Below are 24,742 nucleotides of genomic sequence, written 5' to 3'. Positions count from 1 at the left end.
CAGAGCCTCTCGAGGCGGCCGCCCTCAGTCGCGGGCGGCGAGGATCGCGAGCGTCGTGTTGCCCGAGGAGATGAGCGCGGTGGTGACCGCCGCCCGTCGCGGAAGGTCGCCGCGGATGCCGGAGACGACGGCGGAGACGGTGTCCGAGGCGTGGATGAGGATGGCCAGGCGGGTCAGCCTGCGTCGCGAGGCGTCGTCGGCCGCGAGCAGCTCGACACCGATGAGGATCGTGCGGATGCCGAACATGCGGAACGGGTACATCCCCGCCCGGGCGGCCTGCTCGTCCGGGGACAGCCGCCGCAGGAGCACCTGGGGAGCCAGGAGGCCGAGGGTGCCGTTGACGATGCGGACCACCGCCAGGATCTGACCCGAACGGCGTGCCACGGTCGATGTCGCCATTGCGTCTCCCCTGATCGAGTCCCGTGCCACGTTGGCATCGGTGCCGGTCGCTGTCAACGCTCAGGCGCCGTCCGGTATCGCCCGGTTCACACCTTTACAAGCCTGGGCGGCCGGGCCAGTCTGGAAGGCGATCAGGCCGAGCTCGATCCACCGGCCTGCGGGCGGGGGGAGGCCTGACCGTGTGGGGCAGGACTGCGACACGTGAGCGGACGACCACCGAGGCCACCCTGATGCGGCTCGGCAACCTGCTCCTCGACGAGCTCTTCCGTGCAAGTCCACCGGGCCCCATCCCCAAGGGAAAGCTCCGCGGGACCGTTCTGGCGTTTCCCGGCACCCGCGCGGTGAAGCCCGTCTCGAGGGTTGCTCGAGCGTTGTTCTGGCAGGGGAAGGTCGTCGACGCGCAGCAGGCCAGCCTGAAGAACCTGGTGAGCCCGTTCCGGCTGCCGTTGATCAAGGCGACGTTGTCCACGGCGGACAGCTGGGTCGACGGCGACCCGATCGTCCTCATCGACTACTCGCGCACCTCGCTCGTCGCCCGCATGGTCCGCGACGAGATCCGTCTCGTCGGGCCCGGCCTGTACCTCGGTGTCGTGTTCTTGTGGCGCTGGCGCGTCGGCTGGTTCACCCTCCGGCAGCGGGGATCCAAGTAGCACTCCGAGCTGGCTCGCGACGGGTGGGGCACGTGGTCGCAGAGGGGGTTCCATGCCGGCACAGGTAGCGGTGTGCGTCCAGGCAGAGCTCGACGCGGACCGCGAGCAGGCCGCTCGGGACTACCTGGAGCAGATCAGCGGCGATGACTTCGACGCCCTGGGCACCGTGCACTTCGCCCGCGCCTTCGTCCTCGACCGGGTGCTCGACAACGGAGGCCGTCCGATCCCGTCGTCGATCGTGTACATGGCCGACGTGGATGGTTCGGCAGACGGGCACTTCCGAGCCCTGCCGTCCGACATCCACGCGCTGTTCGAGCACTGCCTGGGCTACCCGAGCGCGGCCGGCGCAGCGCGCCTCGTGTGGCTGCACGAGCACGCCCTGCGGCCGGCCGCCTACTACCGGCACACCGCCGATCGCCCGGTGGACCAGATCAAGCGCGAGGCGTACCTGCGCGAGGAGGTCGAGGTCGTCCTCGACGAGCTGGGTGCCGGCACGCACACCTCGGTCGACGAGGTCACGCACACCGTGTACCGCGCGATGAAGCGGCGCCCCGACCTCTCGTGGGCGATCCGACGGCCGTCGAGCCCGGGGCTCGCCTACGGGGTGCTCCGGATCGCGACGCTCGTCGCCCTCGTCGTCGGCCTGCTCTTCGCCCTCCCGTTCGTCGGACCGTTCCTCGTCGCGTGGGTCCTCGTCGTGCGGTTCCTGGAGCTGCGGGACACGCAGGAGAGCGGAGCCGTCGACGTCGGGCACGTCGAGGCGGTCCGCCGCTACGAAGACCACGGGGTCCAGAACCCGTTCACCGGCGTCGGGTTCGTCAAGCCCGGAGTGGTGCGTCGTCTCACCATGCGCGGCGCGCTGCTCGGGCTCGACCTCGCGTTCCGTCTCGTCATGTACCGCGACAACCTGTCCGGGGTGCGGACCATCCACTTCGCCCGGTGGCAGCCGGTCGACGGCGGCCGCAGGTTCATCTTCGCCAGCGCCTACGACGGCAACCTCGAGAGCTACATGGACGACTTCATCTCCCGGCTGGCCTGGGGCATCAACCTCGTCTTCAGCAACGGCGTCGGCTTCCCGCGGACGCGCTGGCTGTTCTTCGGCGGCGCCAAGGACGAGATCGCCTACAAGCACTACCTGCGCCGCCACCTGGTGCCGACCGTGCTGTTCTACTCGGCGTATCCCACGCTCGCCGCGATCCACATCGACCGGAACGCGGACGTCCGTCGGGCTCTTCGCGCCCAGGACCCGCGATGGCTCGAGGCGATGTGAGCCCGGCGACGAGCGAGCTCCTCGACCTGCCGGACGTCCAGGGTCTGGTGGTGCGCGGCTACGGGAAGCTCCCGTCCGCGGCCTACCTGCTGCTGCACGCGCCGACGCCCGACGGGCTCCGCCGGTTGACCCGATGGGCCGCGTCGCGGGTCACCACCGGCGACGAGAGTCCGACCGACCAGGCGATGAACGTCGCCCTGACGCACGACGGGGTGCGCAGCCTGACCGAGTGGGACGACCTTCCCGACGGGTTCTCCGAGCCCTTCCGCACGGGGATGGACACCGAGTACCGCAACCGGATCCTCGGCGACACCGGGACGAACGATCCCCGCGGGTGGCTGTGGGGGCGCTCGGGTGCAGAGCCGATCCACCTCCTGCTCCTCCTGTATGCCCAGGACGCCCCGACCCTGGCCGAGCTCGTCGCCGAGGTCAGCGGCGAGGCCGAGCAGGACGGTGTCCGGGTGCAGCGGGTCCTGCCGGCCGACGACCTGAGCGACCGGGAGCCCTTCGGGTTCAGGGACGGGATCTCGCAGCCGACGATCGCCTCGGTCACCGGCGGGCACAACCCCGCCGAGGCGCTCATGCCGGGCGAGTTCGTGCTCGGCTACGGCAACGAGTACGGCCAGCGGTCGGAGCGGCCCTTGCTCCCGTCGTCCGCGGACCCCGAGCGGATGCTGAGCCGCGACCGCTCTGGCGCGCCGGACCTCGGGCGCAACGGCACGTACCTCGTGTTCCGCCAGCTCCGGCAGGACGTCGAGGGCTTCTGGGGCTACGTGAACGCGGCGGCCGACGGGAACGCGGCCGAGGCCGAGCACCTCGCGGCGCGCATCGTCGGCAGGTGGCCCGGCGGGGCGCCCGTGGTGCTGGCCCCCTCGACCGACGACCCCGCCCTCGCGGACGCCAACGACTTCGGATACCACCACGTCGACGCCGGTGGCCAGCGCTGCCCGGTGGGTGCGCACGTCCGGCGCGCCAACCCGCGGGACTCCCTGCCGCCGAGCCCCGGGACGGACTCCTCCCTGCGCGGTGTGCGGACGCACCGACTGGTCCGACGGGGCCGGACGTACACCGACGACGGTGAGCGCGGCCTCTACTTCGTGTGCCTCAACGCCAACCTGGCCCGGCAGTTCGAGTTCGTGCAGCACGGGTGGTTGAACGGCAACGCGTTCGTCACGCTCGACGACGCGGACGATCCGCTGGTCGGCTCGAGGGTGAGCGGCCCGTCGTCGTTCACCGTCCCCGGGCACCCCGTCCGTCGCCGGTACCGGGACCTCCCGCAGTTCGTCCAGATGCGCGGGGGCGCCTACTTCTTCCTGCCCGGCCTCAAGGCACTCCAGTACCTCGCAGCCCGTCCGCGTCGCGGTCCGGTTGCTTAGCAGGCACGTCAACGACACGGACTCCGGGGGAGCGATGCGGCAGCAGTCAACGTTCGGCAAGGTCGTCGAGTGGTTCGACAAGCGGTTCAGGTGGCACAGGTTCCCGACGTTCCTGGGGGTCCTGGCGCTCATCGGCATCCGGAACACGCTCCGCGCCCGCAACCTGTTCAGCACGACGAAGGGGTCGGGCGTCAAGGCGCCCGTACCGGCTCCGCCACGCCACCTCGTCGCTCGCACGACGGACGGCTCGTACAACGACCTGGCGCACCCGGCCATGGGGATGGCGAACACGCGGTTCGGCCGCAACGTCCCGCTCGAGCTGACCAAGCCCGAGGTGGCGCCGCGGCTGTTCACCCCCAATCCCCGGACCATCAGCACCGTCCTGCTCCTGCGCGACGAGTTCAAGCCCGCGACGACGCTGAACGTCCTCGCGGCCGCGTGGCTCCAGTTCGAGACGCGCGACTGGTTCAGCCACGGCACCGACATGGAGCACCCGATCCAGGTGCCGCGCCCGCCGGGCGACGACTGGCCGGCCGACCCGATGGAGTGGCCGAGCACGCCGAAGGACCCCACCAACCACGCGACCGACGGGTCGGCGACGTTCGTCAACACCGAGACGCACTGGTGGGACGCCTCCCAGATCTACGGGAGCGTGCCGGAGTTCGAGCAGGCCATCCGGACCGGCACGGGCGGTCGCGTGCGGATCGGGGCCGACGGTCTGATCGACGTGGACCCGGCGCTGCTGGGCACCTCGGGTGGTCGGGACGGGTGGTGGGTGGGCCTGGAGCTCATGCACACGCTCTTCATGCGTGAGCACAACGCGATCTGCGACCGGCTCGCGGCGTCTTACCCCTCGTGGAACGACGACCAGCTGTTCGAGAAGGCCCGGCTGATCAACGCGGCCCTGATCGCCAAGATCCACACGGTGGAGTGGACGCCCGCCATCCTCGGGCACCCCGTGCTGCACATCGCGATGCGCGCCAACTGGTGGGGTCTGGCCGAGGAGCGGGTGCACAACCTGGTCGGCCGGCTCAGCTCGAGCGACCTGGTCAGCGGCATCCCGGGCTCGCCGACGGACCATCACGGCGTCCCGTACGCCATGACCGAGGAGTTCGTCGCGGTGTACCGGATGCACCCCCTGATCCCCGACGACTACGAGATCCGCGACGCGGTCACGGGCGCCGTGCGGGAGAACCTCGCGTTCACCGACCTGCACGGGTTGAGCTCGCGGCCTGTCCTGCAGCGAGCGTCGGCGTCCAACGTGTTCTTCTCGCTCGGTGTCGCCAACCCTGGGGCCCTGCGCCTGCACAACAGCCCCCGCTTCATGCACCGGCTGGATCGCGCCGACGGCAAGCAGATCGACCTGGCCGCGATCGACGTCCTGCGCTCGCGCGAGCGCGGCGTGCCCCGTTACAACGACTTCCGTCGCCTGATGCACATGGCACCGGTGCGCAGCTTCGAGGAGCTGGGCGACGACCCCGAGACGGTCGCGCAGCTCCGCGAGATCTACGACGACAACCTGGAGGACGTCGACCTGGCCGTCGGCATGCTCGGCGAGCCGCTGCCCCGGGGCTTCGGGTTCAGCGACACCGCCTTCCGCATCTTCGTGCTCATGGCGTCGCGGCGGCTGAAGAGCGACCGGTTCTTCGGCGCCGACTTCAACTCGAAGACCTACACGCCCGAAGGCATGGCCTGGATCGACGCCAACGACATGTCGTCGGTCATCGTGCGGCACTACCCCGAGCTCGCGCCGGCCGTGCGGGGCGTACGCAACGCGTTCGCGCCCTGGCCGCTGCCCGCCTCGTAGAAGGGCTCGACCGGGGCGGGCCGGAAGCCGAGCCCGGACGCTGGTCGACGACAACCCGCCGCCGGCTCAGGTCGCCGAGTGGTGGTCGCAGGGCAGCAAGGCCACGATGAGTGTTGGGCAACGAGCGATGTCGAGGTGACCCATGAGCGTGTACCGAGTGATCGACGTGATCGGGACGAGTGCCACGTCCTGGGAGGACGCGGCCGCGGAGGCGATCCGCACAGCAGGCGGGTCGCTCCACGACCTCCGGGTGGCCGAGGTGGCGAAGCAGGACGTCGTCGTCGGCGACGACGGAGCGCTCGTGTACCGGACCCGGCTCCAGCTGTCGTTCAAGTACAAGCCGGAGTAGGCGACCGAGGACCCGGCGCGCCGGGTGTCACGCCGCGGTGCCCTGCGCCGCGGCCGCCTTGTCGCGCTTGGCGACCTCCTCCTTGACGATCGGGATCACGTACCGACCGAAGTCGGTGGCGTCGTCCAGCAGGTCGTAGCCGCGCGCGGAGATGATCTGCACGCCGAGGTCGTAGTAGGCGAGCAGCGCCTGGGCGACGGTCTCGGGCGTCCCGACGAGGGCGTTGGAGTTGCCGCCGCCACCGGTGGCCTTGGTCGTCGCGGTCCACAGAGCAGTGTCGAAGCGCTCTCCCTGCTCCGCGATGGCCAGCAGTCGCTGCGTGCCGGCGTTCTGGGGCGGGCCCGAGGACCAGCGCGACGGACTGCCGGCGCCGGCGGCCTTGCGGGCCTCGATCCGCGCGACGACGTCGTGGGCCTTCTCCCAGGCCAGCTCCTCGGTGGGCGCGATGATCGGCCGGAACGCGGCGTGGATGCGCGGCGGTGTCGTGCGTCCGGCGGCGGCGGACTCGGCGTGGATCCGCGCGATCTGCTCCGCGGTGTTGACCAGCGGCTCGCCCCAGACGGCGTAGATGTCGGCCTCGGCCGCACCGACCCGGTAGGCCGCGTCCGAGGAGCCGCCGAACGAGATCGTCGGCGATCGACCCTCGAACGCCTTGGCGTCGAGGACGAAGTCGTCGAAGTCGTAGAACTCGCCGTGGTGGTCGAACGGCTCCGTGCTGGACCACGCCTGCTTCACGATCTGGATGTACTCGCGCGTCCGGGCGTACCGCTCGTCCTTGGTCAGCCGGTCGCCCTCGCGTGCCTGCTCGTGGTCGCTTCCGCCGGTGATGAAGTGGACGGAGAGCCGCCCTTGCGACACCTGGTCCAGCGTCGCGAACGTCTTGGCGGCGAAGGTCGGGTAGGAGACGTTGGGGCGGTGCGCCAGCAACAGCTCGATCGAGTCGAGGCGACCGGCGATGTAGCCGGCGAGCGCGGAGGGCTCCAGGCCGCCCGAGCCGTAGGCGAACAGCACGCGCGTCCAGCCGTTGTCCTGGTGCGTCCGCACGATGCGCTCCAGGTAGCCGAGGTCGATCGGCCGGGTGGTGGCGGCGGTGGTCTCGGAGGCGTCGCTCGTGGTGGCGATCCCGAGGAACTCGACGGGCATGGTCTGACCTTCCGGTGGGCGGAGCACGTGGTGCCGCGCACCGTAGGAACCGGGCGGGTCCTGGTCAACGGCTGGGCGCGACTGCTCACGATGCGGACCATCCGCGGCTCGGCAGGGTGGGCGGCGTCCCTGTTGCGGACGTCGAGGTCGACGGGTCGACTGGCGTCATGAGCCCGGGCGAGGAGGTGGCGGGCGCACCGCGACGGGCGGCGGCGCACGCGGACGGGTACGACGCGGAGCTCCAGCGGCTCGACCCCGCGTTCCGCCGAGCCTGCGCGATCCGGCCCGGCGATCACGTCCTGGACGTCGGGTGCGGGACGGGATCGACGACGCGAACGGCAGCGGCCGCCGCGCACGAGGGCAGCGTGCTGGGCGTGGACGTCTCGCCGTCGGCCGTCGACCGCGCCCGCACGCTCGCCGCGGCCGAGGGGCTCGGCAACGTGGCGTTCGAGTGCGTCGACGCGCAGGTCCACCCGTTCCCGACCGGGCGGTACGACGTCGCGATCAGCCGCTTCGGCACGATGTTCTTCGACGATGCCGCAGCAGCGTTCGCCAACCTCGCGAGGGCGCTGCGCCCGGACGGCCGTCTCGTGATGCTGGTCTGGCAGGCGGGCGACCGCAACGAGTGGGACGTCGCGATCCGGCGGTCGCTGGGGGCCGGGCCGACCGTCGCGCCGGCGTTCTCGCTCGGGGACCCGCTGGAGACCGAGCGGCTGCTCGCGGCCGCGGGGTTCGTCGAGTGCGCGTTCGGGGAGGTCGAGGAGCCGGTCTTCTACGGCCCCGACGTGGACACCTCGACGGCCTGGATCCGCGGCTTCACCAGCACCCGCGAGGTGCTGGAGCGGCTCGGTCCCGACGGCCGCGAGGGCGCGCTGGCGCGGTTGCGGGAGACCGTGTCCGCGCACCTGCGCGAGGACGGCGTCTGGTTCGGCTCGCGATCCTGGATCGTCACCGCGCGTCGGGCCGGCGGGGCTGTCCGATCGGACTGATGCCGTTCGTGGTGGGGGTAGGAGGCGGTCACCGGGACCGCCCTGAGCTGAGGAGAGTCCGATGACGAAGGTCGTCGCCATCATGTCCATGTCGCTCGACGGATTCGTCGCCGACCCCGACGGCGGCGTCGAGGAGGTGTTCGACTGGTACACCTCGGGCGACGTCGAGTTCCGCACCGGGGGATCGGACCCCATGACGTTCCGCCTGTCCGAGCCGAGCGCCGACCACTTCCGCGCTCTGACGTCCCGCCTGGGCGCCATGCTGACGGGTCGGCGCACGTTCGACGCCGCCGAGGGCTGGGGCGGCAACCACGGATGGGGACCGGCGTTCGTCCTCACCCACGAGATCCCCGACGGCTGGCCGCGGCCGGGTTCGACCGTCCAGTTCGTGACCGACGGCATCGAGAGCGCGGTGGCGCAGGCCAAGGCCGCGGCAGCCGGCAAGGACGTCGGCGTGCACGGCGCCGTCACCATCCAGCAGTGCCTGAACGCGGGCCTTCTCGACGAGATCGCGCTCGACGTGGCCGCGGTCCTCCTCGGCTCCGGCGTCCGACTGTTCGAGCACCTCGACGCGACACCGGCCGTCCTGGGCAACCCGAGCGTGATCGCAGGGGTAGGTGTCACGCACCTGCGCTACCCGGTGCGCGCGTCCTCGTGACGGGCTGTCAGCCGGCCCGTCGGGCCCGGAAGTCGTCGGCGATCTGCTGCGCCTGGGCGATGACCAGCCTCCGGTAGTCGTCGTAGAGGCTCGCGATGCGGTCGTTGTCGGGTACGGGAGCGTCCTGGGCGCGGTTCCACGCCCGCTTGGCGGCCCGGATGTCGTCGTCGGTCACGTCGACGGTCCATGCCATGTTCACGCTGTCGCTGTCCACGGCTTCCATCGTGCGGGTTGACAACCAGTCACACGCTGCCCGGCGTCGACCTTCACCCGCAGCGTCACTCGACCTGGTGACATTCCGGCAAATGGGAACAATCGGCGCGTGTGGGCGGGCTCACGTCATCAGCCGTCCAGTCGGGCGGCGACATCGGCCGGGAAGCCGCCGGTGGCGATCGGGCTCCACCGGGTCGGGGTGATCCGGATCAGCGACTTGTCCTGGAGGCGCATCGCCGCGCGGTACTCGTCCCAGTCGGGGTGCTCGCCCGCGATGCACCGGTAGTAGTCGACGAGGGCATCCTCGGCCTCGGGCATGTGCAGCACCTCGGCGTCTCCGTCGACCTGCACCCAGGCGCCCCCGAAGTCGTCGGAGAGCACGCAGACGCTCACCCGCGTGTCGCGCTCGGCGTTCACCGCCTTCGCGCGGCCCGGGTACGTGGAGATCACGAGCCGGCCCTGCTCGTCGACACCTCCGCTGACCGGGGAGATCTGCGGGCGGCCGTCCGCGCGGGTCGTCGCGAGGACGAAGTGGTGCCGGTCGCGGACGAAGTCCAGGAGGGCGGTCAGGTCGACGGTGGTGGTGGTCGCGACGGTTCGGGGCATGGCCCCAGGCTAGGAGAGAGGCCACCCGCGTGTGGCTCGGGAACCCGCTACACGTACTCCTGGCGGCGCAGCCAGCGCATGGCGGCCGAGCCCCAGACGGGCGGGAGGTAGAAGGTGACGAGGCGGTAGGTGATGGCCACGGAGACGGCGATCGCGCTCGGGACGCCGATGGCCTGCAGGCCGACCGTGAACCCTGCCTCGGCGACCCCGATCCCGCCCGGGACGGGCATGAGACCGGCGAACAGGCTCACGGCGGTGTTGATCAGGACCAGCTGCGAGAAGTGCGCGGTCTCACCGAACGCGTGCAGGCAGAGGCCGAGCACGCAGGCCTGCAGGAGCTGCGCGCCGAGGTTCCCGCCGAGCATCGTCGCGACCTTCGCGGGCTTGCGCAGGACCCCGACCGCGCCACGGGCCGAGCCGACCTGCGCCGCGAGCCCGCTGCGGAGGCGGGGGACCACCGCGGTGGCGCGCCGCCGGAGCTGCGGCACCGCGACGACGACGAGCGCGCTGACCAGCACAAGGGCAACCAGCACGACGAGCAGCGTCGGGCCGGCGTCCTCGGTGCCCGAGGTCGAGCCACCGCGCGTCGCAAGGGTCGTGGTGAAGCCGGGCAGACCGCCGACGACGATCACCAGGATGAGCAGGCACTGCACGACGAACCCGCTGACGCTGTCGAGGAGGCTGAACGACAGCGCGGCGGCGGCCGGGATCCCGAACTTCTGGAAGAAGCGCACCAGGAGCGCGAGGCGTGCGGCGGTGGCCGGCAGCACCAGGGCGAAGAACTGGACGGCGTACTGCAGCATGAGGACCGGGAAGTAGCGCAGCCGTGCCGTCGTCGCCCCGATCGTCGACCACGCGGCCGCGGTCTGGATGAACGGCGAGAGCAGCAGCGCGGCGACGAGCCAGGGCACGCTGGCGGCGGCGAGCGCTGCGGCCACGCTGGCGAGGTCGGCACCGGCGAGCAGCGTGATGACCGCGTACGCCGCGACGGCGATGAGCAGCAGCCAGCCGATCGAGCTGGGAGTGACCCGTCGCAGGCGCTCGAGCGGCGGCTCCTCGACCCCGGCGGTGGCCACGGCGGCGGCGCGCAGCTCGTCGAGAGTCCAGTCACGGGCCCGGACCTCCGCCCGTGCGCCGTGCGCCAGGACGGCGGGCTGCAGGAAGGGCAGCACGGTCGCGAGCCCCTCCGGACCGAGGGCCGTCCCGGCAGCGGCGATCGCGCGCTCGGGCCCGACGACCAGGGCGGTCGCCACGAGGAGCTGGGCCTGGTCGGTGGCCAGGTCGCCCGGTTCGGCCGCCGTCTTGGCCGCGTCGAAGTCCGCGAGGGCGACCGCGTTGTCGGGCCGGACGACGACCCGGCGTCCGTCGATGCGTCCGTGGGCGATGCCGGAGCGGTTCAGGGTGAGCACGGCCCGCCACATCGCGGCGAGCAGCTCGGCGTCCACCAGCCCCGGCTCGTTCTCGCCGAGCTCCGTGAGGGTCGTGCGGGGCGCTCCGGAGACCAGCAGGGCGTCGCCCTGCTCGGCTACGCCCACGGCGACGACGTCCAGCGTCGCGACCCCCGCCTGGGCGGCGAGCAGCGTCATGAGCGCCTCGTGCTCGACGCGGGACCGCCGGCTGCCGCCCACGTGGGCCCGTTCACCGCGCCGGGTCAGGGCGGCCCAGAGCGAGCCGACCACCTGGCTGTCCCACGCGTCGCGCCCGTACACCCGGACGAGCAGCCCGGTGCCCGCGTCCGTGCGACCGACCAGCAGGTACGTCCCCGCATCCATGCTCGGGGCGGCGACGACCTCGACCGCATGGACTCCGAGGTCCTCGAGCGCGACCTGCACCTGCGCCGTCGTCAGGCGTCCCTGCGGTGACCCGAGGAGGAGGTGCGCGGCCGCGGCGGCGGCGATCCCGACCGCGATGGCGGCGCTCGCCCCGAGCAGGTGCGTCGTCTCCAGGCCGACTGCGCCCACCGCGCCGATCCCGACGACGAGGCGACCGGCCCACCGCCAGGGCCGCGCCAGGTGCGGCGAGACCGTCACGAGGACGGCCGTGAGCACCGCGACCCGGGTGGCGACGTAGACCACGGGCGGGCCGGACGCGCCGACGGCGTCGACGGCCACGGACGCGTCGGTCCCGGCGAGGGCTCCGGCTCCGATCGCCCCGACGAAGGCCAGGACCGAGGCCGTCGCCTGGTCGACCAGGAGCCGGCGTCGTCCCCGGCTGAGCAGCGCGAGCAGGACCACGGCCGCCGCCCAGACCGCGAGGAGGGCGTAGGCCAGGCTCCAGAGCCAGCCGAACACCGGGTCGAGCCAGGCGATCAGCGTGTCGAACGCCCGGTCCGCTCCGGTCGGCCCCGGCGCGGCCAGCGTGAGGACGCCGAGCGCGACGATCGAGGCGACGAGCAGGAGGACGTCGGTCGGCTGCCGCATCCGCGGGGCATCGGCAGACGACGACCACACCCGGACGAGCCCGAGCCGGTCGGGTCTGTCGGCCATGACGCCTCCTGACGATGTGTGACGTCGGCGCGGGAGAGCAGGACAGCGCGTCCGTGACAGACCCGCGCGCCGGAAGCCTAGTAGGCCCGGGCCGGCAGTTTGCCCGAGATGGGTGCGAATACCTCACGTGGGGAATAGGGTTGACTACGACCTGAGCCTGCGGACGGCGGTGAGGGGTCGGCGAGAGCCCCCCGAGGTCGGATCTGCTGGACGCCACGTGCCGGCGAGCAGCACGGCCCACCGCCCGCTCCGCGGGCTCTTCGCGTGCCCGCGACCTGCGGCGGGAGGCGACCGATAGTCTCCCGTCGAGTGGCAGGGCCGTGCTCCGGGGCCTCGCGCGCGTCGTGCCGTACGAGAGACCAGGAGGGCAAGCATGAGCACCGGTCCCGGGGAAGGTGTCGCGCCGAACGGCAGCCGTCGGTTGATGCTCCTGCTCGCCATGGCGATGTTCGTCCTCGTCGTCGACACGTCGCTGATGAACGTGTCGATCTCGGCGGTCGTCACGGACCTCGACACGACTGCCAGCGGCGTCCAGTCGGCCATCGCGCTCGAGGCCCTCGTGTCGGCGGCCTTCATCCTCATCAACAGCAAGGTCGGCGACCTCATCGGCCGCAAGAAGGCCTACGTCCTGGGCCTGCTCGCCTACGCGGTCGGCGCGCTGGCCATGACCCTGGCGCAGGACCTGACCGCAATCGTCGTCTTCTGGGCGATCATCGGCGGGCTCGGCGCCTCGTTGCTGCTCCCGGCGATGCAGTCGCTGATCCACGGGAACTTCGCCGGCGCCGCGCAGAAGCAGGCGTACGCGCTGGTCGGGGCGGCGGCCGCCATCGCCGCGGCGATCGGCCCGCTCCTGGGCGGCTTCGTCACGACGTACCTGTCGTGGCGCGTCGGGTTCGGGCTCGAGGTCGTCGTCATCCTGGTGGTGCTCAGCCAGATCCGCCTGGTCAAGGACGTGGCGTACACGGGCTCGCGCAAGGTCGACGTCGTGGGCGCCGTGCTCTCCGTGGTCGGCATGGGTGGCGTGGTGCTCGGCATCCTCGTCTGGCAGGAGGGTGGCGAGTACGTCCTCCTGCTGATGGTGCTCGGTGGCGTGGCTCTCGTGGCCCTCGCGCGCTGGCTCGTGAGGCGCAAGCGCCAGGGCCGCGTGACGCTGCTCGACCCGGACCTGTTCCAGCACCCCAACTTCACCGCCGGCGTCACGGGCCAGATGCTGCAGCAGGTCACGCTCGGCGGCGCGATGATCGCCCTGCCGTTGTTCTTCCAGATGACCCTGGAGTACAACGCCCTGCAGGCGGGGCTCTCGCTGGCCCCGCTGTCGCTCACGATGTTCGCCGCCGCGCTCGTGGCCGGGAAGCGGGCGGGCAACCGGCGTCCTGCGGCGATCATCCGCGCGGGGTTCCTGCTGGCCAGCCTCGGGATCGCGGTCATCATCCCGTTCGTCCCCCGGGTCGACAGCGGCTGGTACCTCGTCGTCCCGCTCGCGGTCGCGGGTGCCGGGCTGGGCCTGCTCGTGTCGCAGCTGAACAACTACACGCTCGCGCCGGTCGAGGAGGAACGCGTCAGCGAGGCGGCCGGCGTGAACTCCGCGGCCGGCTCGTTCGGGCTCTCGTTCGGCCTGGCGATGGCCGGTGGCCTGATGCTCGCCGCCCTCTCGTTCAGCTTCACCACCATGACCGAGAGCAGCGACGTCATCCCGGTGGCCGAGCAGCAGCAGATCGCGGCGGCGCTCGAGGAGGACGCCGAGATCATGAGCAACACCCAGCTCGCCGAGCAGCTCACCGGGCTGCCGCCGGAGGTCGAGGCCGCGGTGGTCGAGATCAACAACGACGCCCGCAACATCTCGCTGCAGATCGCGCTGCTGGTCCCGTTGCTCGCGGGCCTCCTGGGCCTGGCCAACTCGTTCCGGATGCTCCGCCTGCCCGACCAGAGACCGTCGTCGTCGCTCGAAGGGATGGACTTCGGGTGACCGAGACGTCGCGGCTCGTCCGCCTCCTCCCGATCGTCGGCTGGCTGCGGACCTACGACCGTCGGTGGCTGCGCGGCGACCTCATCGCCGGCGTCACCGTCGCTGCGCTGATCGTCCCGAAGAACCTGGGCTACGCCGACATCGCGGGGATCCCGCTGCAGAACGGCCTGTACGCCGCCGCCGCGGGCGCGCTCCTGTACGCGGTCTTCGGCACGTGCCGGCAGATCTCGATGGGTCCGAGCTCGGGCCTGGCGGCGGTCGCCGCCAGCGCCGTCGTCGCGGCCGGGATCACCGACGAGGTCGACATCGCGTCGTTCGTCGCCGGTCTGACGCTCGCGTCCGGTCTGCTCTTCCTCGTGCTGGCGGTCCTCAAGATGGGCTGGATCGCCCAGTTCCTCTCGCGCGCGGTGGTGACCGGCTTCCTGTTCGGGGCGGCGATCGACGTCGTCATCGGCGAGCTGCCCAAGATCAACGGGACGTCGGTCGAGGGGTCGAACTCGTTCCAGGAGCTGCGCTCGTGGATCGGGGCGCTGGGCGACGGCAACCGGGCGACCCTCGTCGTCGGCGTGGTGTCGCTCGTCGTCGTGTTCGGGCTGCGCGTCGTCGCGCCGCGGGTGCCGGGCGCCCTGGTCCTCGTCGTGGGCGGTCTCCTGGCGTCCTACCTGTTCGACCTCGGCGACCACGGCGTCGCGCTGGTCGGCGACGTGCCCCGCGGGCTGCCGACGTTCGCGCTGCCCGACCTCGGTCTCATGTGGGAGCACGTCGTGCCCGTGACGCTCGGGGCGTTCGCGCTCATGCTCATCGGGTTCTCGCAGACGGCGGGGGACGCCCGGGCGTTCGCCGCGAAGCACCGGTACCAGATCGACGTGAACCAGGAGTCGCTGGCGCAGTCGGCCGCGAACATCGGGTCGGGCGTGCTGCAGGGCATGCCGGTCTCGACGAGCCTGTCGGCGAGCTCGCTCAACGACCACTCGGGCGCCCGCACGGGGCTCGCGTCGATCACGTCCGGCGTGACCGTGCTCGCGACGCTGCTGGTGCTCGCCCCGGTGTTCTCCGAGCTGCCCAAGCCGGTGCTCGGGGCGCTCATCATCGAGGCCGTCGTGATGGGCATGATGAACCTGCCGGAGATGCGGCGGATCTACCGCGTCCAGCGGTTCGACTTCTGGGTCGCGATCGCGGCGATCCTGGGCACGCTCGTGTTCGGTGTGCTCGCGGGGGTCATGATCGGGATCGGCCTCTCTCTGCTCTGGCTCGTCGGGGTCGCCACCCGGCCCGGGATGCCCGTGCTGGCCCGTCAGCCGGGCACGCAGGTCTACCGCGACCTGGCCGAGAACCCCGACGACGAGCTCCCCGACGGTGTCGCCGTCGTCCGGATCGACGGCGGGCTCTTCTTCGCCACGTCGGACGCCCTCGAGGACCGGGTGCGCACGCTGATCCAGGAGACGCCCGGGGTGCACGGTGTCGTCGTGGTGCTCGAGGGAGTCAACTTCGTCGACTCGCAGGGCTCCGCGAAGCTCGACGACGTCCTGGTGCTCTGCCAGCAGGCCGGCGTGACGCTCCGGCTGGCCCGGTTGAAGCCACGGGTCCGGGAGGTGCTGGTGCGCGAAGGGTTCGTCGACCGGCTCGGTGCCGATCACATCCACGGCAACATCCATCGCGCCGTCGAGGCCCAGCGGGTCGGGGACGTCCCCTAGGCGCGACCGCGCGCGCACCACGCGACGGCGCTCACCTCGAACGCGCCCGTCGGCACCAGCTCGGCGGCGCGTGCCCGCAGGACGGCTCGTCGCTCGTCGGACAGCGACGCCACGTACGCGCCCGCAGGCCCGACACCGAGCGTGAAGGTCTCCCACCAGTCGTCGAACGACGCATAGGGCGCCCGGACGTTCTCGCTCCACGCCACGACGTCCGACAGGCCGGCGGCGCGGAACAGCTCGGCGAGATGCCCCTCGCGGGTGCCGGGGAGCTCGGCCTCCCCGGCCTCGTCGGGGTCGACGTCGTGCACCGCGCGCCAGAAGGTGTCCAGCGGGCCGTCCCGCCCGCCGTGGTCCCAGACGTTCGCGGCGACGATGCCGTCCGGCCGGGTCACGCGGGCCATCTCGGCGATGCCCGCGACCGGGTCGCTCATGAAGTGGACGACGAGCTGCGCGACGGTGAGGTCGAACGCGTCGTCGGCGAACGGCAGGGCCTCGGCGACCGCGACGAGCACCTGCGCGCCGGGGAACCGGGCCCGCGTCGCCGCGACGAACGACTCGGACGGGTCGACGGCCGCGACAGACCCCGGTCCCAGGCGTGCGACGAGATGGGCGGTCAGCACTCCCGGCCCGCAGCCCACGTCCAGCGCACGACCGTCGACGGCCGCGCCCAGGGCGCCGACGAGCTGTGCCGCGAGCGGCTCGGAGAACCGGCCCATGAACCGCTGGTAGGCCGTCGGTTCGACGTCGAAGCCCATCCGTCGACGGTACCTACGAGACGCGGCCCAGGGCGATCGCCGCGTACATGAGGGCGGCGACCGTCTCGCCGTCGGTGATGGTCCCGTCCGCGACGAGGCGCAGGACCTCGGCCCACGGCACGGTCCGGACGGCGGTGATGCCCTCCTCGGCCTGCTCGGCGGGCACGTCGGCGGGACGCAGCCCCCGGGCGAGGAACACGTGCTCGGGGGCGTGGCTCACGCCGTTGAGCGCGAACATGAAGCCGATGGGCTTCCAGCTGTCCGCGACGAGGCCGGTCTCCTCGCGCAGCTCGCGCTGCGCGGCGACCAACGGCTCCTCGCCGTCCGAGCCGCCCGCGGGGACCTCGAGCGAGCCGGCGCCCGTGGTGTAGCGCGCCACGTCCACCAGCACCACCTCGTCGTCGGCCGTGACGGGCACGACGAACACCGCGGGGTGGCGCATCTCGACCACGCCGTAGATGCCGGCGCCGCCGTCGGGGCGGTCGACCTGGTCCTCGCGCACGCGGATCCAGGCGTTCTCGTAGACGGTCGTCGAGGACCGGGTGCGCCACATGGTTCCCCAGCGTGCCGCACGATCCGGGCATCGCTCGCCGCGCCCCAAGGTTGCCGCGGTCCGTGCGCGGGCGGACAGTGGCGGCGTGGACACCTCGAGCGCGCTGCACCGCAGCCAGATCATCGACCTCACGACCACCGGCAGGAGGTCGGGGGAGCCTCGGCGGATCGAGATCTTCCTGCACGACCTGGACGGCCGGCTGTTCATCTCCGGCCGTCCGTCGCCGCACATCCGCGCATGGATCCACAACGTGAGCGCCGACCCGCACGTCGTGATCCACCTCAAGAGCGGGGTGTCGGCGGACGTGCCGGGGATCGCGCGGGTGGTCGACGACCCGGACGAACGCCGCCCGTTGATCGAGGCCGCGGCGAGCCGGTGGGGCCGCCACGACGTCGACCTGATGATGGCGCAGAGCCCGCTCATCGAGATCACGCCGACGACGGACGCCTAGCGAGGTGAATGCGCCGGCTGGGTTAAATGTTCGGCCGATCGATTCCGGCGCAGATCCGTTAATTGCGTCGAGTTGGGTGTTTGTCCAGGTCAGACGGCAGATGCGCGCAATGTCGATGCGGAGCGTGGCATTTCCGGCGAGGTAGCGCAGATGCGGGCCGCCGGGAATATGCTGGCGACCCGGACGGCTCGCCGACGTGCCGCCGATCCAACCGCTGCGGGGTGGGCATGAGCGAGATCGCAGGTGGCCGCGCGCCGGACCAGGCCGTCGAGGTCGCGCTGGCACTCGCTGCGATCGTCGAGTCGTCGCACGACGCCGTCATCGCCAAGGACCTCGACGGAGTCGTCACCACCTGGAACCACGGTGCGACGCTCGTCTACGGGTACCCGGCCGACCAGATGGTCGGCCGCAGCTACGAGACGCTCGTGGCACCCCAGGCGCTGGCCGAGGAGCGCGTCCGGCACGCCGAGGTCGCCGCCGGGGCAGCGGCCAGCGGCTTGCGTACCGTGCGGCTGCGGGCGGACGGCGAGCCGTTCGACGTCGTCATGTCGATGTCTCCGGTCCGAGCCGCGGACGGGACGATCGTCGGCGTCGCGTCGCTCTCCAGGCCGGTGAGCCACGAGGAGCGGGACGCCGAGCGCTACGCCTCGCTCCTCGAGGCGGCGCCCGACGCGATCGCGGGCTCCGACGCGAACGGCGTGATCGTCATGGCCAACGCACGGGCCTCCGAGATGTTCGGGTACGGGCGCGACGAGCTCGTGGGCATGCGGCTCGAGATGATGCTGGCCGCGGAGCTGCGCTCCCTCCACCTCGAGCGTCACCAGGAGTACCTGGACGACCCGGGTGCTCTCCCGAGGGGCGTCACGGTCGAGCTCGTGGGCTGCCGGCGGGACGGTTCGACGTTCCCGATGGCGGTCAGCCTGTCCCAGGACCGCAGCGACGTCGCCCACCCGATCGCGATCGCGGCGTTCCGGGACCTCACCGACCAGCGTGCGGCCGAGCAGAGCATGCGGGAGACCGAGACGCGGCTGCGGCAGCTCGCCGAGGGCGTCGACACGGTGTTCCTGCTGCTCCAGATCGAGCCGACCGCCTACCTCTACATCAGCCCGGGGACGGCCAAGGTGCTCGGGGTCGGGCCCGACGAGCTCCGGGCGGACCCGGAGGCGGTCGTGACACACCCTGAGGACCGCGACCGCGTCTGGCGGGACTTCGTCGAACCGACCCGGAACGGGATGGCGGCCGAGTCGGAGCACCGGATCGTCCTGCGCGGCGGAGCCGTCCGATGGATCCGCACGGTCTCGACGCCCGTCCTCAACCCGTACGGGCCGACCGAGCGCTACCTCATCACGATCGACGACATCACCGGCCGGATGAAGGCCGCGGCGGACCTGCGCGAGGCCGAGCTGGCCGCGCGGTCGGCCAACGCCGCGAAGAACGTCTTCCTCTCCCGGATGAGCCACGAGCTGCGCACGCCCCTGAACGCGGTGCTGGGGTTCGGGCAGCTGCTCGAGCTCGAGCTGGCGGGCACCCAGTACGAGGGAGAGCTGGCCCAGATCCTCAAGGGCGGGAGACACCTGCTCAACCTCATCAACGACGTGCTCGACGTGGCGCGCATCGAGGCCGGCGAGATGTCGATCAGCCTCGAGCCCGTCTCGACCGCCGAGCTCGTCGCGGAGAGCATCCAGCTCATGGCGTCGATGGCCGACGGCGCCGACATCGTGCTGGACGAGTCCCCGCTCGAGAGCTGGCACGTCGTCGCCGACCGGCAGCGGCTGCGCCAGATCCTGCTCAACCTCGTGTCCAACGCCATCAAGTACAACCGCGTCGGGGGGACGGTCTGGGTCGAGCAGCAGGTGCTCGGCGACACGGTCGCGATCACCGTCCGCGACGACGGCCCGGGGATCCCGCAGGCGCTCCAGGACCGGCTCTTCACCCCGTTCGACCGGCTCGGCGCCGAGGCGACCGGCATCGACGGGACCGGGATCGGGCTGGCCCTGACCCGCTCGCTCGCCGAGCTCATGGGCGGGACCGTCACCGCCGAGTCCGCACCCGGTCGCGGCTCGGCGTTCACGGTGACCCTGCCCCGGGCGGTCGCGACCCACGGCTCCCGCGCGGCCGGCCCGGACGCGGTGCTGGCCGGCGTGTCGCACGACCCCGCGACCCCCGTGCGGACCCTGCTCTACGTCGAGGACAACGCGCCGAACGTCGAGATCATCCAGCACCTGCTCCGGCTGCGGCCGCACTGGCGGCTCATCCACGCGGGGCTCGGTGGCCTCGGCCTCGACCTCGCCCGGGCCAACCACCCCGACCTGGTGCTGCTCGACCTGCACCTGCCGGACCGCTCCGGCCTCGACGTCCTGAAGTCCCTCAAGGGCGACCCGACCACGTGCGACGTCCCGGTGCTGATCCTCACCGCGGACGCCACGGCGGGGCAGGAGCGCCGCCTGCTCGACGCGGGCGCGGCCCGGTACCTCACCAAGCCGCTCGACCTGCGCGACGTCCTGGGCGCGCTCGACGAGGTCGGGGGTCGCGACGATGCTGGATAGGTCGCTCGAGCGCTTCTCGACCATGGTCGTGCTCGTCGTCGACGACAGCCCGAGCAACGTGCTGCTGCTGCGCTCGCTCCTGCTCCGGCAGGGCATGGAGCGGATCGAGACCGAGACCGACGCGCGTCAGGTCGGTGCGCGCCTGCCGCAGATCCACCCGGACCTGGTGCTTCTCGACCTGCACATGCCGGAGGTCGACGGGTTCGAGGTGCTCGCGCAGGTCCAGGCGTACGCGGCCGGCACCTACCTCCCCGTCCTCGTGCTGACGGCCGACACCACGACGACCGCCCGCAACCGCGCCCTCGGCCTGGGCGCTCAGGACTTCCTGACCAAGCCGCTGGACATCACCGAGACCTGCCTGCGGATCGCCAACCTGCTGCAGACGCGCGAGCTGTACTCGACGCTGCGCAGGTCGGTCAGCCCGGCCACCCCGCACCACGCCGACGACGAGGGCACGGCGCGGACCCGTGAGCGCATCGAGCACGTGCTGCGCAACGGGACGCGCGACATCGTCTACCAGCCCGTCGTCGAGACGCAGACCCTGCGGACCGTCGGCCATGAGGCGCTCTCGCGCTTCTCCGACCCCGCCCACGGCGGACCTGAGCGCTGGTACGCGGATGCGTTCTCCGTCGGGCTCGGCATCGAGATGGAGTGGTCCGCCGCGGTCGCGGCGCTGAGCTACCTCGACCGTGCGCCGGAGCCCCTGTTCCTGGCCGTCAACATGTCGCCGGCCACCGCGCTGTACATGCTCGAGCACGACCTCTGCACGCCCGAGATGGCCTCGCGCATGGTGATCGAGCTGACCGAGCACGTGCCGGTCGAGGACTACAGCGCCGTGCGTGGTGCGTTCGCCGGGCTGCGCACGCAGGGTGCCCGCCTGTCCGCCGACGACCTGGGCGCCGGGTACGCCGGCTTCCGGCACCTCGTGCGGCTCCGGCCGGACATCATCAAGCTGGACATCTCCCTGATCTCGGGGATCCACCGCAGCACGGAGAAGCGGGCGCTCACCCGCGCGATGGTGTCGTTCGCGCAGGAGGTCGGGGCGCAGCTCATCGCGGAGGGTGTCGAGGAGCCCCAGGAGCTGGCGGTCCTGCAGGACCTGGGCGTCCCGTGGGCGCAGGGCTACCTGCTGGGCCGACCGGGTCCGTTCGCGCCGGTGCCGGCAGCGAGCTGACCTGCTCCGTCGTCGGCTTCGGACGTGGCGAGGAGGCTAACCCTCGTCGGCGAGGTCCTCGACCTCGACGCGGTACGTGCCGTGGCCCTGGACCACGCGGCCGTCCTTGCCGAACACGAGGACCTCGTCGACGATGCTGCCGCGCTGGTTGCGGTACTGGAGCACCAGGGTGGTCACGCCGGCGAAGATGTCCACCACCGTGAAGCGCAGGTCGGGGAACACCCGCAGCCCCTCGGCCCAGTAGGCGCGGAGCTGCTCCTTGCCCCGCACGACGCCGTCGGAGCCGGGCAGGATCTGCGCGGCGACCGGGGACGTGAACACGACGTCGTCGTGGAAGTGGGCGAGCACGGCGTCGAGGTCGTGCGCGTTCCACGCGGCCTGCCATGCGGCACTGAACTGGACCGGGTCGGGGACGCTCATGACGCCAGTCTGGCACCGACGGCCCGCGCTGGACCGTCGGTGCCGCTCGGTCAGTCGATGGCGGCCAGGTCGCGGACGAGGATGGACCACATGGGGAACGCACAGGTCGTTCCGAGCATGCTCGGAGGCGCGACGACGAGGCTCTTCCCATGACCACGACGATGCGCGCCGCCCCGGCGGTCTCCGCGACGAGGCAGGCGGCGCCACGCCGACGCCTCTCCGCCGCGATGGCGACCCTGTGGCTGGGATCGCTGGCCGTCGTCGCGTTCTGGTGGTTCGGGACGTCGTCGGCCGCCGGTGCGACGCCTGGGGGAGCGCTGATCAGCGTCGGGGAGCTGTCCGGCCTGCTCGGCTCGTTCCTCGTCTGCGCGCAGCTCCTGCTCGTGGCGCGCGTCCCCTGGTTCGAACGCTCGGTGGGGCTCGACCGGCTCACGGCCTGGCACCGGTCGCTCGGCACGACGGTCGTCCTCCTGGTGCTGACCCACGTCGCGCTGGTGGTCGTCGGGGGCGCCCTGCTCGACCGGACGTCCGTCTGGTCGGAGGTGCCCGGCATCCTGGCCACCCAGCCGTACCTGTGGCCCGCACTGATCGGCACGGTCCTGTTCCTCGTCGTGGGACTCTCCAGCGCGCGGCTCGCCCGGCGCGCCCTCTCGTACGAGTGGTGGTTCGGGCTGCACCTGACCATCTACGTGGGGATCTTCCTGACGTTCTTCCACCAGATTGCGGGCGGGACGCACTTCGTCTCCGACCGGCTCGCGCAGATCGCCTGGATCGGCCTGTACTCGGCCACGGCGTCCGCGGTCGTCGTCTGGCGGGTCGTGCTCCCGCTGCTCGACACGCACCGGCACCAGCTCCGGGTCGCGTCGGTGGTGCCCGAGGCGCGCGGGCTGGTGAGCGTCTGGCTCACCGGCGCGTCGCTCGGCAGGCTCGACGCCCGCGCCGGGCAGTACTTCCTGGTGCGGTACCTGACGCGCGGGCACCTCGGCACCGCCCATCCGTACTCGCTGTCGATGGTGCCGACGGACGACAGGCTCCGGTTCACGGTCGGCGCGCTGGGCGACCACTCGTCCGCGGTCGACGCGCTGCGGCCCGGCACCCGCGTCCAGATCGAAGGTCCGTTCGGTCGGTTCACCGCGGACCGTGCGACGACGCACCGGGTGCTCCTGGTCGCGGGCGGCGCCGGCATCGGCCCCGTCCGCGCCCTGGCCGAGGAGCTGTTGCGCCGGGGCCACCACCTCGTCGTCCTGCACCGCGCCCACAGCGCCGACGCCCTGGCGCTGGCCGACGAGTTCACCGAGTCGCCGTGGCTGCACTACGTCCCGCTGCCCGGGCGCCGTTCCGAGCTGCGCTACGACCCGCTCGCCCCGGCGCACCTGCGGCGGCTCGTGCCCGACATCGCAGAGCGGGACGTGTTCGTCTGCGGGCCGGATGCCATGGCCACGACCGTCGAGCGCTCGGCCCGTGCACTGGGCGTGCCCGCGGGTGCGATCCACCGAGAGGAGCTGGGCTGATGGCCACCCGACCCTGGCGGGGGACCCTGCTGTACGTGGGTGCCGCCGCCGCCATGACCGCCGCCGGCGTCGCGAAGTTCGCCCCGGCGGTGCAGGACTCCTCCGCGGGAGCGACGACCGCACAGGGCTCGTCGACGGGTTCTTCGAGCGCCGACACGGCGACGAGCTCCGGGTCGTCCGACTCGTCCGCCACCGATCCCGGGTCCAGCACCGGTGGCGACACCACGACGTCGGACACCGTGACGATCGTCGGCGCGGTCGAGCAGACGCGGTACGGGCCCGTGCAGGTCTCGGTGACGTTCACCGGCAGCCAGATCGCGGACGTGCAGGCGCTCCAGGTGCCCAGCCGGGAGCGCGAGAGCGTCCGGATCAACGAGCAGGCGGTGCCGCTGCTCCAGCAGGAGGTCGTCGCGGCACAGTCGGCCCAGGTCGACACCGTCTCCGGGGCGACGTACACCTCGGAGGCCTACGCCGAATCCGTCCAGTCGGCGATCGACCAGCATGGCTGAGCGCGTGCGCCACCTCGAGACCGTGATGGGGATCCCCATGTCGGTCGACGTGCGCGACGGCGACGTCGGGACCGCGGAGCTCGTCGAGGCCGCGTTCGCGGTGCTGCGGGACGCCGACCGCCGGTTCAGCCGGCACGACCCCGACAGCGAGGTGAGCCGGTACGCCTCGGGTCGGCTTCGGCCCGCGGGGCTCTCGGACGACCTGCGTGAGGTCCTGGCCGTCGCGGGCCGGGCGTGGGAGGCCAGCGGGGGAGCCTTCCACGTGCGGCGGCCGGACGGGACGCTCGACACCGACGGCGTGGTCAAGGGCTGGGCGGCCCAACGGGCTGCCGACGTGCTGGAGGCGGGCGGTCTGCGCCGCTTCTGCCTGAACGCGGGCGGCGACGTGGTGACCCGCGGGGAGCCCGAGCCGGGTCGGGGCTGGCAGGTCGGCATCCGCCACCCCGCGGACCCGGGCGAGATGCTCGCGGTCCTCGAGCTGCGCGACGGCGCGGTCGCCACGTCGGGCACCTACGAGCGCGGTGCGCACGTCTGGGACGGGCGCACGGGCGCGACCGCGACCGAGCTCGTGTCCGCGACGGTCGTGGCCGCCGACCTCACGACCGCGGACGTGCTGGCCACGTCGGTGCTGGCGCTCGGGACCGACGGTGTCGCGTGGGCGGTGCAGCACGGTGCGGTCACCGTGATCGCGGTGACCGCGGACGGCACGGTCCTTACTGACGAGTCCGTCGTCAGCGGGCGTCGTGGAACGCCAGGAGGCGTCCGAGCAGCCGGGTGAGCTCGGCGCGCTCGGCAGCCGAGAGCGGTGTCAGCAGGTCGTCCTGGACGCGGCCGACCTCGGCGGCCAGCCGTTGGAGCCGCTCGCGACCCGGTGCGGTCACCGTCACGACGTTGCGACGGCGGTCCGCCGGGTCGGGCACGCGCTCGACGTAGCCGGCGCTCTCGAGGTCGTTGAGGCACCCGACCATGTCGCTCAGGTGGATGCCCGTGGCCCGACCCAGGTCCGCCTGGCTCGTCGCGCCGTGCTCGTCGAGCGTCGCGAGGACGCGGTAGTCGTACCCGCGCGCGCCGAGCGCCGACAGGCGTTCGACCAGGAGTCGGTGCGCGTGGGTCGACGTCTGGGACAGCAACCAGCTCGGCAGGGCCGTGATGCTCGACGGTCCGGGGGAGGTCATGGGGCGACGCTAGCAGGATCGTTCGTCACTCCAACGTCTTGT

At 72.1% G+C, this 24,742-nt stretch carries 24 protein-coding genes; 15 read left to right on the top strand and 9 right to left on the bottom strand.

The genetic code is table 11. From position 1 onward, the window contains the following. Nucleotides 1–24: 24 nt before the first annotated feature. The gene (locus tag AC1DZC_RS03285) at nt 25–399 is read right to left on the bottom strand and encodes a hypothetical protein (RefSeq protein ID WP_477039293.1); all 375 of its coding nucleotides are present in this window, start codon (nt 397–399) and stop codon (nt 25–27) included. A 230-nt stretch (nt 400–629) separates the two neighbouring features. Here AC1DZC_RS03285 and AC1DZC_RS03280 point away from each other — a divergent pair, with 230 nt between their 5' ends. From AC1DZC_RS03280 to AC1DZC_RS03260, 5 genes are all read left to right on the top strand, one after another. After that, complete coding sequence (locus AC1DZC_RS03280) at nt 630–1,049, top strand: hypothetical protein (protein WP_477039294.1); 420 nt, start codon at nt 630–632, stop codon at nt 1,047–1,049. A 52-nt stretch (nt 1,050–1,101) separates the two neighbouring features. Next, the gene (locus AC1DZC_RS03275; RefSeq protein WP_477042232.1) at nt 1,102–2,319 is read left to right on the top strand and encodes a hypothetical protein; all 1,218 of its coding nucleotides are present in this window, start codon (nt 1,102–1,104) and stop codon (nt 2,317–2,319) included. Continuing rightward, a complete protein-coding gene (locus AC1DZC_RS03270) occupies nt 2,301–3,695 on the top strand; it encodes a Dyp-type peroxidase (RefSeq protein WP_477042231.1) in 1,395 nt (464 codons plus the stop codon). The genes AC1DZC_RS03275 and AC1DZC_RS03270 overlap by 19 nt, the downstream gene beginning before the upstream one ends. Before the next feature lie 34 nt (nt 3,696–3,729). Further along, complete coding sequence (locus AC1DZC_RS03265; protein ID WP_477042230.1) at nt 3,730–5,502, top strand: peroxidase family protein; 1,773 nt, start codon at nt 3,730–3,732, stop codon at nt 5,500–5,502. A 142-nt stretch (nt 5,503–5,644) separates the two neighbouring features. Further along, nucleotides 5,645–5,851, top strand: a complete 207-nt coding sequence (locus AC1DZC_RS03260) for a dodecin family protein (RefSeq protein WP_477042229.1) — start codon at nt 5,645–5,647, stop codon at nt 5,849–5,851. A gap of 27 nt (nt 5,852–5,878) precedes the next feature. Here AC1DZC_RS03260 and AC1DZC_RS03255 read toward each other — a convergent pair whose 3' ends face one another. Continuing rightward, on the bottom strand, nt 5,879–6,994 hold the full coding sequence (locus AC1DZC_RS03255; protein ID WP_477042228.1) for an LLM class flavin-dependent oxidoreductase: 1,116 nt from the start codon (nt 6,992–6,994) through the stop codon (nt 5,879–5,881). 167 nt (nt 6,995–7,161) lie between these two features. Here AC1DZC_RS03255 and AC1DZC_RS03250 point away from each other — a divergent pair, with 167 nt between their 5' ends. Both AC1DZC_RS03250 and AC1DZC_RS03245 read left to right on the top strand, forming a co-directional pair. Then, a complete protein-coding gene (locus AC1DZC_RS03250) occupies nt 7,162–7,983 on the top strand; it encodes a class I SAM-dependent methyltransferase (protein WP_477042227.1) in 822 nt (273 codons plus the stop codon). A gap of 61 nt (nt 7,984–8,044) precedes the next feature. Beyond that, nucleotides 8,045–8,641 carry a dihydrofolate reductase family protein gene (locus AC1DZC_RS03245; RefSeq protein WP_477042226.1) on the top strand — a complete coding sequence of 199 codons (597 nt, stop codon included), beginning with the start codon at nt 8,045–8,047 and terminating at the stop codon, nt 8,639–8,641. A 7-nt stretch (nt 8,642–8,648) separates the two neighbouring features. On the opposite strand, the gene AC1DZC_RS03240 is transcribed toward AC1DZC_RS03245, so the two are convergent. From AC1DZC_RS03240 to AC1DZC_RS03230, 3 genes are all read right to left on the bottom strand, one after another. Then, entirely contained in the window at nt 8,649–8,855 is a 207-nt protein-coding gene (locus AC1DZC_RS03240; protein ID WP_477039302.1) for a hypothetical protein, read from the bottom strand. 128 nt (nt 8,856–8,983) lie between these two features. After that, entirely contained in the window at nt 8,984–9,460 is a 477-nt protein-coding gene (locus AC1DZC_RS03235; protein ID WP_477039303.1) for a PPOX class F420-dependent oxidoreductase, read from the bottom strand. A gap of 47 nt (nt 9,461–9,507) precedes the next feature. After that, a complete protein-coding gene (locus AC1DZC_RS03230; RefSeq protein ID WP_477042225.1) occupies nt 9,508–11,946 on the bottom strand; it encodes a lysylphosphatidylglycerol synthase domain-containing protein in 2,439 nt (812 codons plus the stop codon). A gap of 373 nt (nt 11,947–12,319) precedes the next feature. On the opposite strand from AC1DZC_RS03230, the gene AC1DZC_RS03225 reads away from it, so the two are divergent. Further along, on the top strand, nt 12,320–13,912 hold the full coding sequence (locus AC1DZC_RS03225; RefSeq protein WP_477042224.1) for an MFS transporter: 1,593 nt from the start codon (nt 12,320–12,322) through the stop codon (nt 13,910–13,912). Then, nucleotides 13,909–15,606 (top strand): SulP family inorganic anion transporter, encoded by a 1,698-nt coding sequence (locus AC1DZC_RS03220; RefSeq protein WP_477042223.1) that lies wholly within the window; start codon nt 13,909–13,911, stop codon nt 15,604–15,606. The genes AC1DZC_RS03225 and AC1DZC_RS03220 overlap by 4 nt, the downstream gene beginning before the upstream one ends. Here the strand turns inward: AC1DZC_RS03220 and AC1DZC_RS03215 are convergent. Together AC1DZC_RS03215 and AC1DZC_RS03210 are read right to left on the bottom strand one after the other, a co-directional pair. Further along, complete coding sequence (locus AC1DZC_RS03215) at nt 15,603–16,361, bottom strand: class I SAM-dependent methyltransferase (RefSeq protein ID WP_477042222.1); 759 nt, start codon at nt 16,359–16,361, stop codon at nt 15,603–15,605. The genes AC1DZC_RS03220 and AC1DZC_RS03215 overlap by 4 nt on opposite strands. A 13-nt stretch (nt 16,362–16,374) precedes the next feature. Then, complete coding sequence (locus AC1DZC_RS03210; protein ID WP_477042221.1) at nt 16,375–16,914, bottom strand: NUDIX domain-containing protein; 540 nt, start codon at nt 16,912–16,914, stop codon at nt 16,375–16,377. 85 nt (nt 16,915–16,999) lie between these two features. Here AC1DZC_RS03210 and AC1DZC_RS03205 point away from each other — a divergent pair, with 85 nt between their 5' ends. The 3 genes from AC1DZC_RS03205 (at nt 17,000) to AC1DZC_RS03195 (ending at nt 21,085) form a co-directional block, all read left to right on the top strand. After that, nucleotides 17,000–17,365, top strand: coding sequence for a nitroreductase/quinone reductase family protein (locus AC1DZC_RS03205; protein ID WP_477042220.1), 366 nt, complete (start codon nt 17,000–17,002; stop codon nt 17,363–17,365). A gap of 227 nt (nt 17,366–17,592) precedes the next feature. Then, nucleotides 17,593–19,911: a PAS domain S-box protein gene (locus tag AC1DZC_RS03200; protein ID WP_477039310.1), complete on the top strand. Its 2,319-nt coding sequence runs from the start codon at nt 17,593–17,595 to the stop codon at nt 19,909–19,911. After that, complete coding sequence (locus tag AC1DZC_RS03195; protein WP_477042219.1) at nt 19,901–21,085, top strand: EAL domain-containing response regulator; 1,185 nt, start codon at nt 19,901–19,903, stop codon at nt 21,083–21,085. Before AC1DZC_RS03200 ends, AC1DZC_RS03195 begins: the two co-directional genes overlap by 11 nt. A 36-nt stretch (nt 21,086–21,121) precedes the next feature. On the opposite strand, the gene AC1DZC_RS03190 is transcribed toward AC1DZC_RS03195, so the two are convergent. Then, nucleotides 21,122–21,505, bottom strand: coding sequence for a nuclear transport factor 2 family protein (locus tag AC1DZC_RS03190; RefSeq protein ID WP_477042218.1), 384 nt, complete (start codon nt 21,503–21,505; stop codon nt 21,122–21,124). Between the two features lie 149 nt (nt 21,506–21,654). Here AC1DZC_RS03190 and AC1DZC_RS03185 point away from each other — a divergent pair, with 149 nt between their 5' ends. Genes AC1DZC_RS03185 through AC1DZC_RS03175 form a run of 3 tightly spaced genes read left to right on the top strand, consistent with a single transcriptional unit; the run spans nt 21,655 to nt 24,303 of the window. Then, the gene (locus AC1DZC_RS03185) at nt 21,655–23,016 is read left to right on the top strand and encodes a ferredoxin reductase family protein (RefSeq protein WP_477042217.1); all 1,362 of its coding nucleotides are present in this window, start codon (nt 21,655–21,657) and stop codon (nt 23,014–23,016) included. Beyond that, on the top strand, nt 23,016–23,525 hold the full coding sequence (locus AC1DZC_RS03180) for an FMN-binding protein (protein WP_477042216.1): 510 nt from the start codon (nt 23,016–23,018) through the stop codon (nt 23,523–23,525). The genes AC1DZC_RS03185 and AC1DZC_RS03180 overlap by 1 nt, the downstream gene beginning before the upstream one ends. Next, nucleotides 23,518–24,303 carry an FAD:protein FMN transferase gene (locus tag AC1DZC_RS03175; protein WP_477042215.1) on the top strand — a complete coding sequence of 262 codons (786 nt, stop codon included), beginning with the start codon at nt 23,518–23,520 and terminating at the stop codon, nt 24,301–24,303. The genes AC1DZC_RS03180 and AC1DZC_RS03175 overlap by 8 nt, the downstream gene beginning before the upstream one ends. On the opposite strand, the gene AC1DZC_RS03170 is transcribed toward AC1DZC_RS03175, so the two are convergent. After that, a complete protein-coding gene (locus tag AC1DZC_RS03170; protein WP_477039316.1) occupies nt 24,257–24,700 on the bottom strand; it encodes a MarR family winged helix-turn-helix transcriptional regulator in 444 nt (147 codons plus the stop codon). The two genes, AC1DZC_RS03175 and AC1DZC_RS03170, sit on opposite strands and share 47 nt — an antisense overlap. Nucleotides 24,701–24,742 lie beyond the last annotated feature (42 nt).

It is taken from the genome of Cellulomonas sp. P2_B4, from assembly GCF_056404795.1.
Note: the sequence above shows the minus strand (reverse complement) of the source record. Positions and strands in the feature narration are given on the sequence as shown.

Excerpts from the sequence above, each read along its gene's own strand:
- AC1DZC_RS03285 (WP_477039293.1), bottom strand. The coding sequence starts at position 399 with ATGGCGACATCGACCGTGGCACGCCGTTCGGGTCAGATCCTGGCGGTG.
- AC1DZC_RS03280 (WP_477039294.1), top strand. The coding sequence starts at position 630 with ATGCGGCTCGGCAACCTGCTCCTCGACGAGCTCTTCCGTGCAAGTCCA.
- AC1DZC_RS03275 (WP_477042232.1), top strand. The coding sequence starts at position 1,102 with ATGCCGGCACAGGTAGCGGTGTGCGTCCAGGCAGAGCTCGACGCGGAC.
- AC1DZC_RS03270 (WP_477042231.1), top strand. The coding sequence starts at position 2,301 with ATGGCTCGAGGCGATGTGAGCCCGGCGACGAGCGAGCTCCTCGACCTG.
- AC1DZC_RS03265 (WP_477042230.1), top strand. The coding sequence starts at position 3,730 with ATGCGGCAGCAGTCAACGTTCGGCAAGGTCGTCGAGTGGTTCGACAAG.
- AC1DZC_RS03260 (WP_477042229.1), top strand. The coding sequence starts at position 5,645 with ATGAGCGTGTACCGAGTGATCGACGTGATCGGGACGAGTGCCACGTCC.
- AC1DZC_RS03255 (WP_477042228.1), bottom strand. The coding sequence starts at position 6,994 with ATGCCCGTCGAGTTCCTCGGGATCGCCACCACGAGCGACGCCTCCGAG.
- AC1DZC_RS03250 (WP_477042227.1), top strand. The coding sequence starts at position 7,162 with ATGAGCCCGGGCGAGGAGGTGGCGGGCGCACCGCGACGGGCGGCGGCG.
- AC1DZC_RS03245 (WP_477042226.1), top strand. The coding sequence starts at position 8,045 with ATGACGAAGGTCGTCGCCATCATGTCCATGTCGCTCGACGGATTCGTC.
- AC1DZC_RS03235 (WP_477039303.1), bottom strand. The coding sequence starts at position 9,460 with ATGCCCCGAACCGTCGCGACCACCACCACCGTCGACCTGACCGCCCTC.
- AC1DZC_RS03230 (WP_477042225.1), bottom strand. The coding sequence starts at position 11,946 with ATGGCCGACAGACCCGACCGGCTCGGGCTCGTCCGGGTGTGGTCGTCG.
- AC1DZC_RS03225 (WP_477042224.1), top strand. The coding sequence starts at position 12,320 with ATGAGCACCGGTCCCGGGGAAGGTGTCGCGCCGAACGGCAGCCGTCGG.
- AC1DZC_RS03215 (WP_477042222.1), bottom strand. The coding sequence starts at position 16,361 with ATGGGCTTCGACGTCGAACCGACGGCCTACCAGCGGTTCATGGGCCGG.
- AC1DZC_RS03210 (WP_477042221.1), bottom strand. The coding sequence starts at position 16,914 with ATGTGGCGCACCCGGTCCTCGACGACCGTCTACGAGAACGCCTGGATC.
- AC1DZC_RS03200 (WP_477039310.1), top strand. The coding sequence starts at position 17,593 with ATGAGCGAGATCGCAGGTGGCCGCGCGCCGGACCAGGCCGTCGAGGTC.
- AC1DZC_RS03195 (WP_477042219.1), top strand. The coding sequence starts at position 19,901 with ATGCTGGATAGGTCGCTCGAGCGCTTCTCGACCATGGTCGTGCTCGTC.
- AC1DZC_RS03190 (WP_477042218.1), bottom strand. The coding sequence starts at position 21,505 with ATGAGCGTCCCCGACCCGGTCCAGTTCAGTGCCGCATGGCAGGCCGCG.
- AC1DZC_RS03185 (WP_477042217.1), top strand. The coding sequence starts at position 21,655 with ATGACCACGACGATGCGCGCCGCCCCGGCGGTCTCCGCGACGAGGCAG.
- AC1DZC_RS03180 (WP_477042216.1), top strand. The coding sequence starts at position 23,016 with ATGGCCACCCGACCCTGGCGGGGGACCCTGCTGTACGTGGGTGCCGCC.
- AC1DZC_RS03175 (WP_477042215.1), top strand. The coding sequence starts at position 23,518 with ATGGCTGAGCGCGTGCGCCACCTCGAGACCGTGATGGGGATCCCCATG.
- AC1DZC_RS03170 (WP_477039316.1), bottom strand. The coding sequence starts at position 24,700 with ATGACCTCCCCCGGACCGTCGAGCATCACGGCCCTGCCGAGCTGGTTG.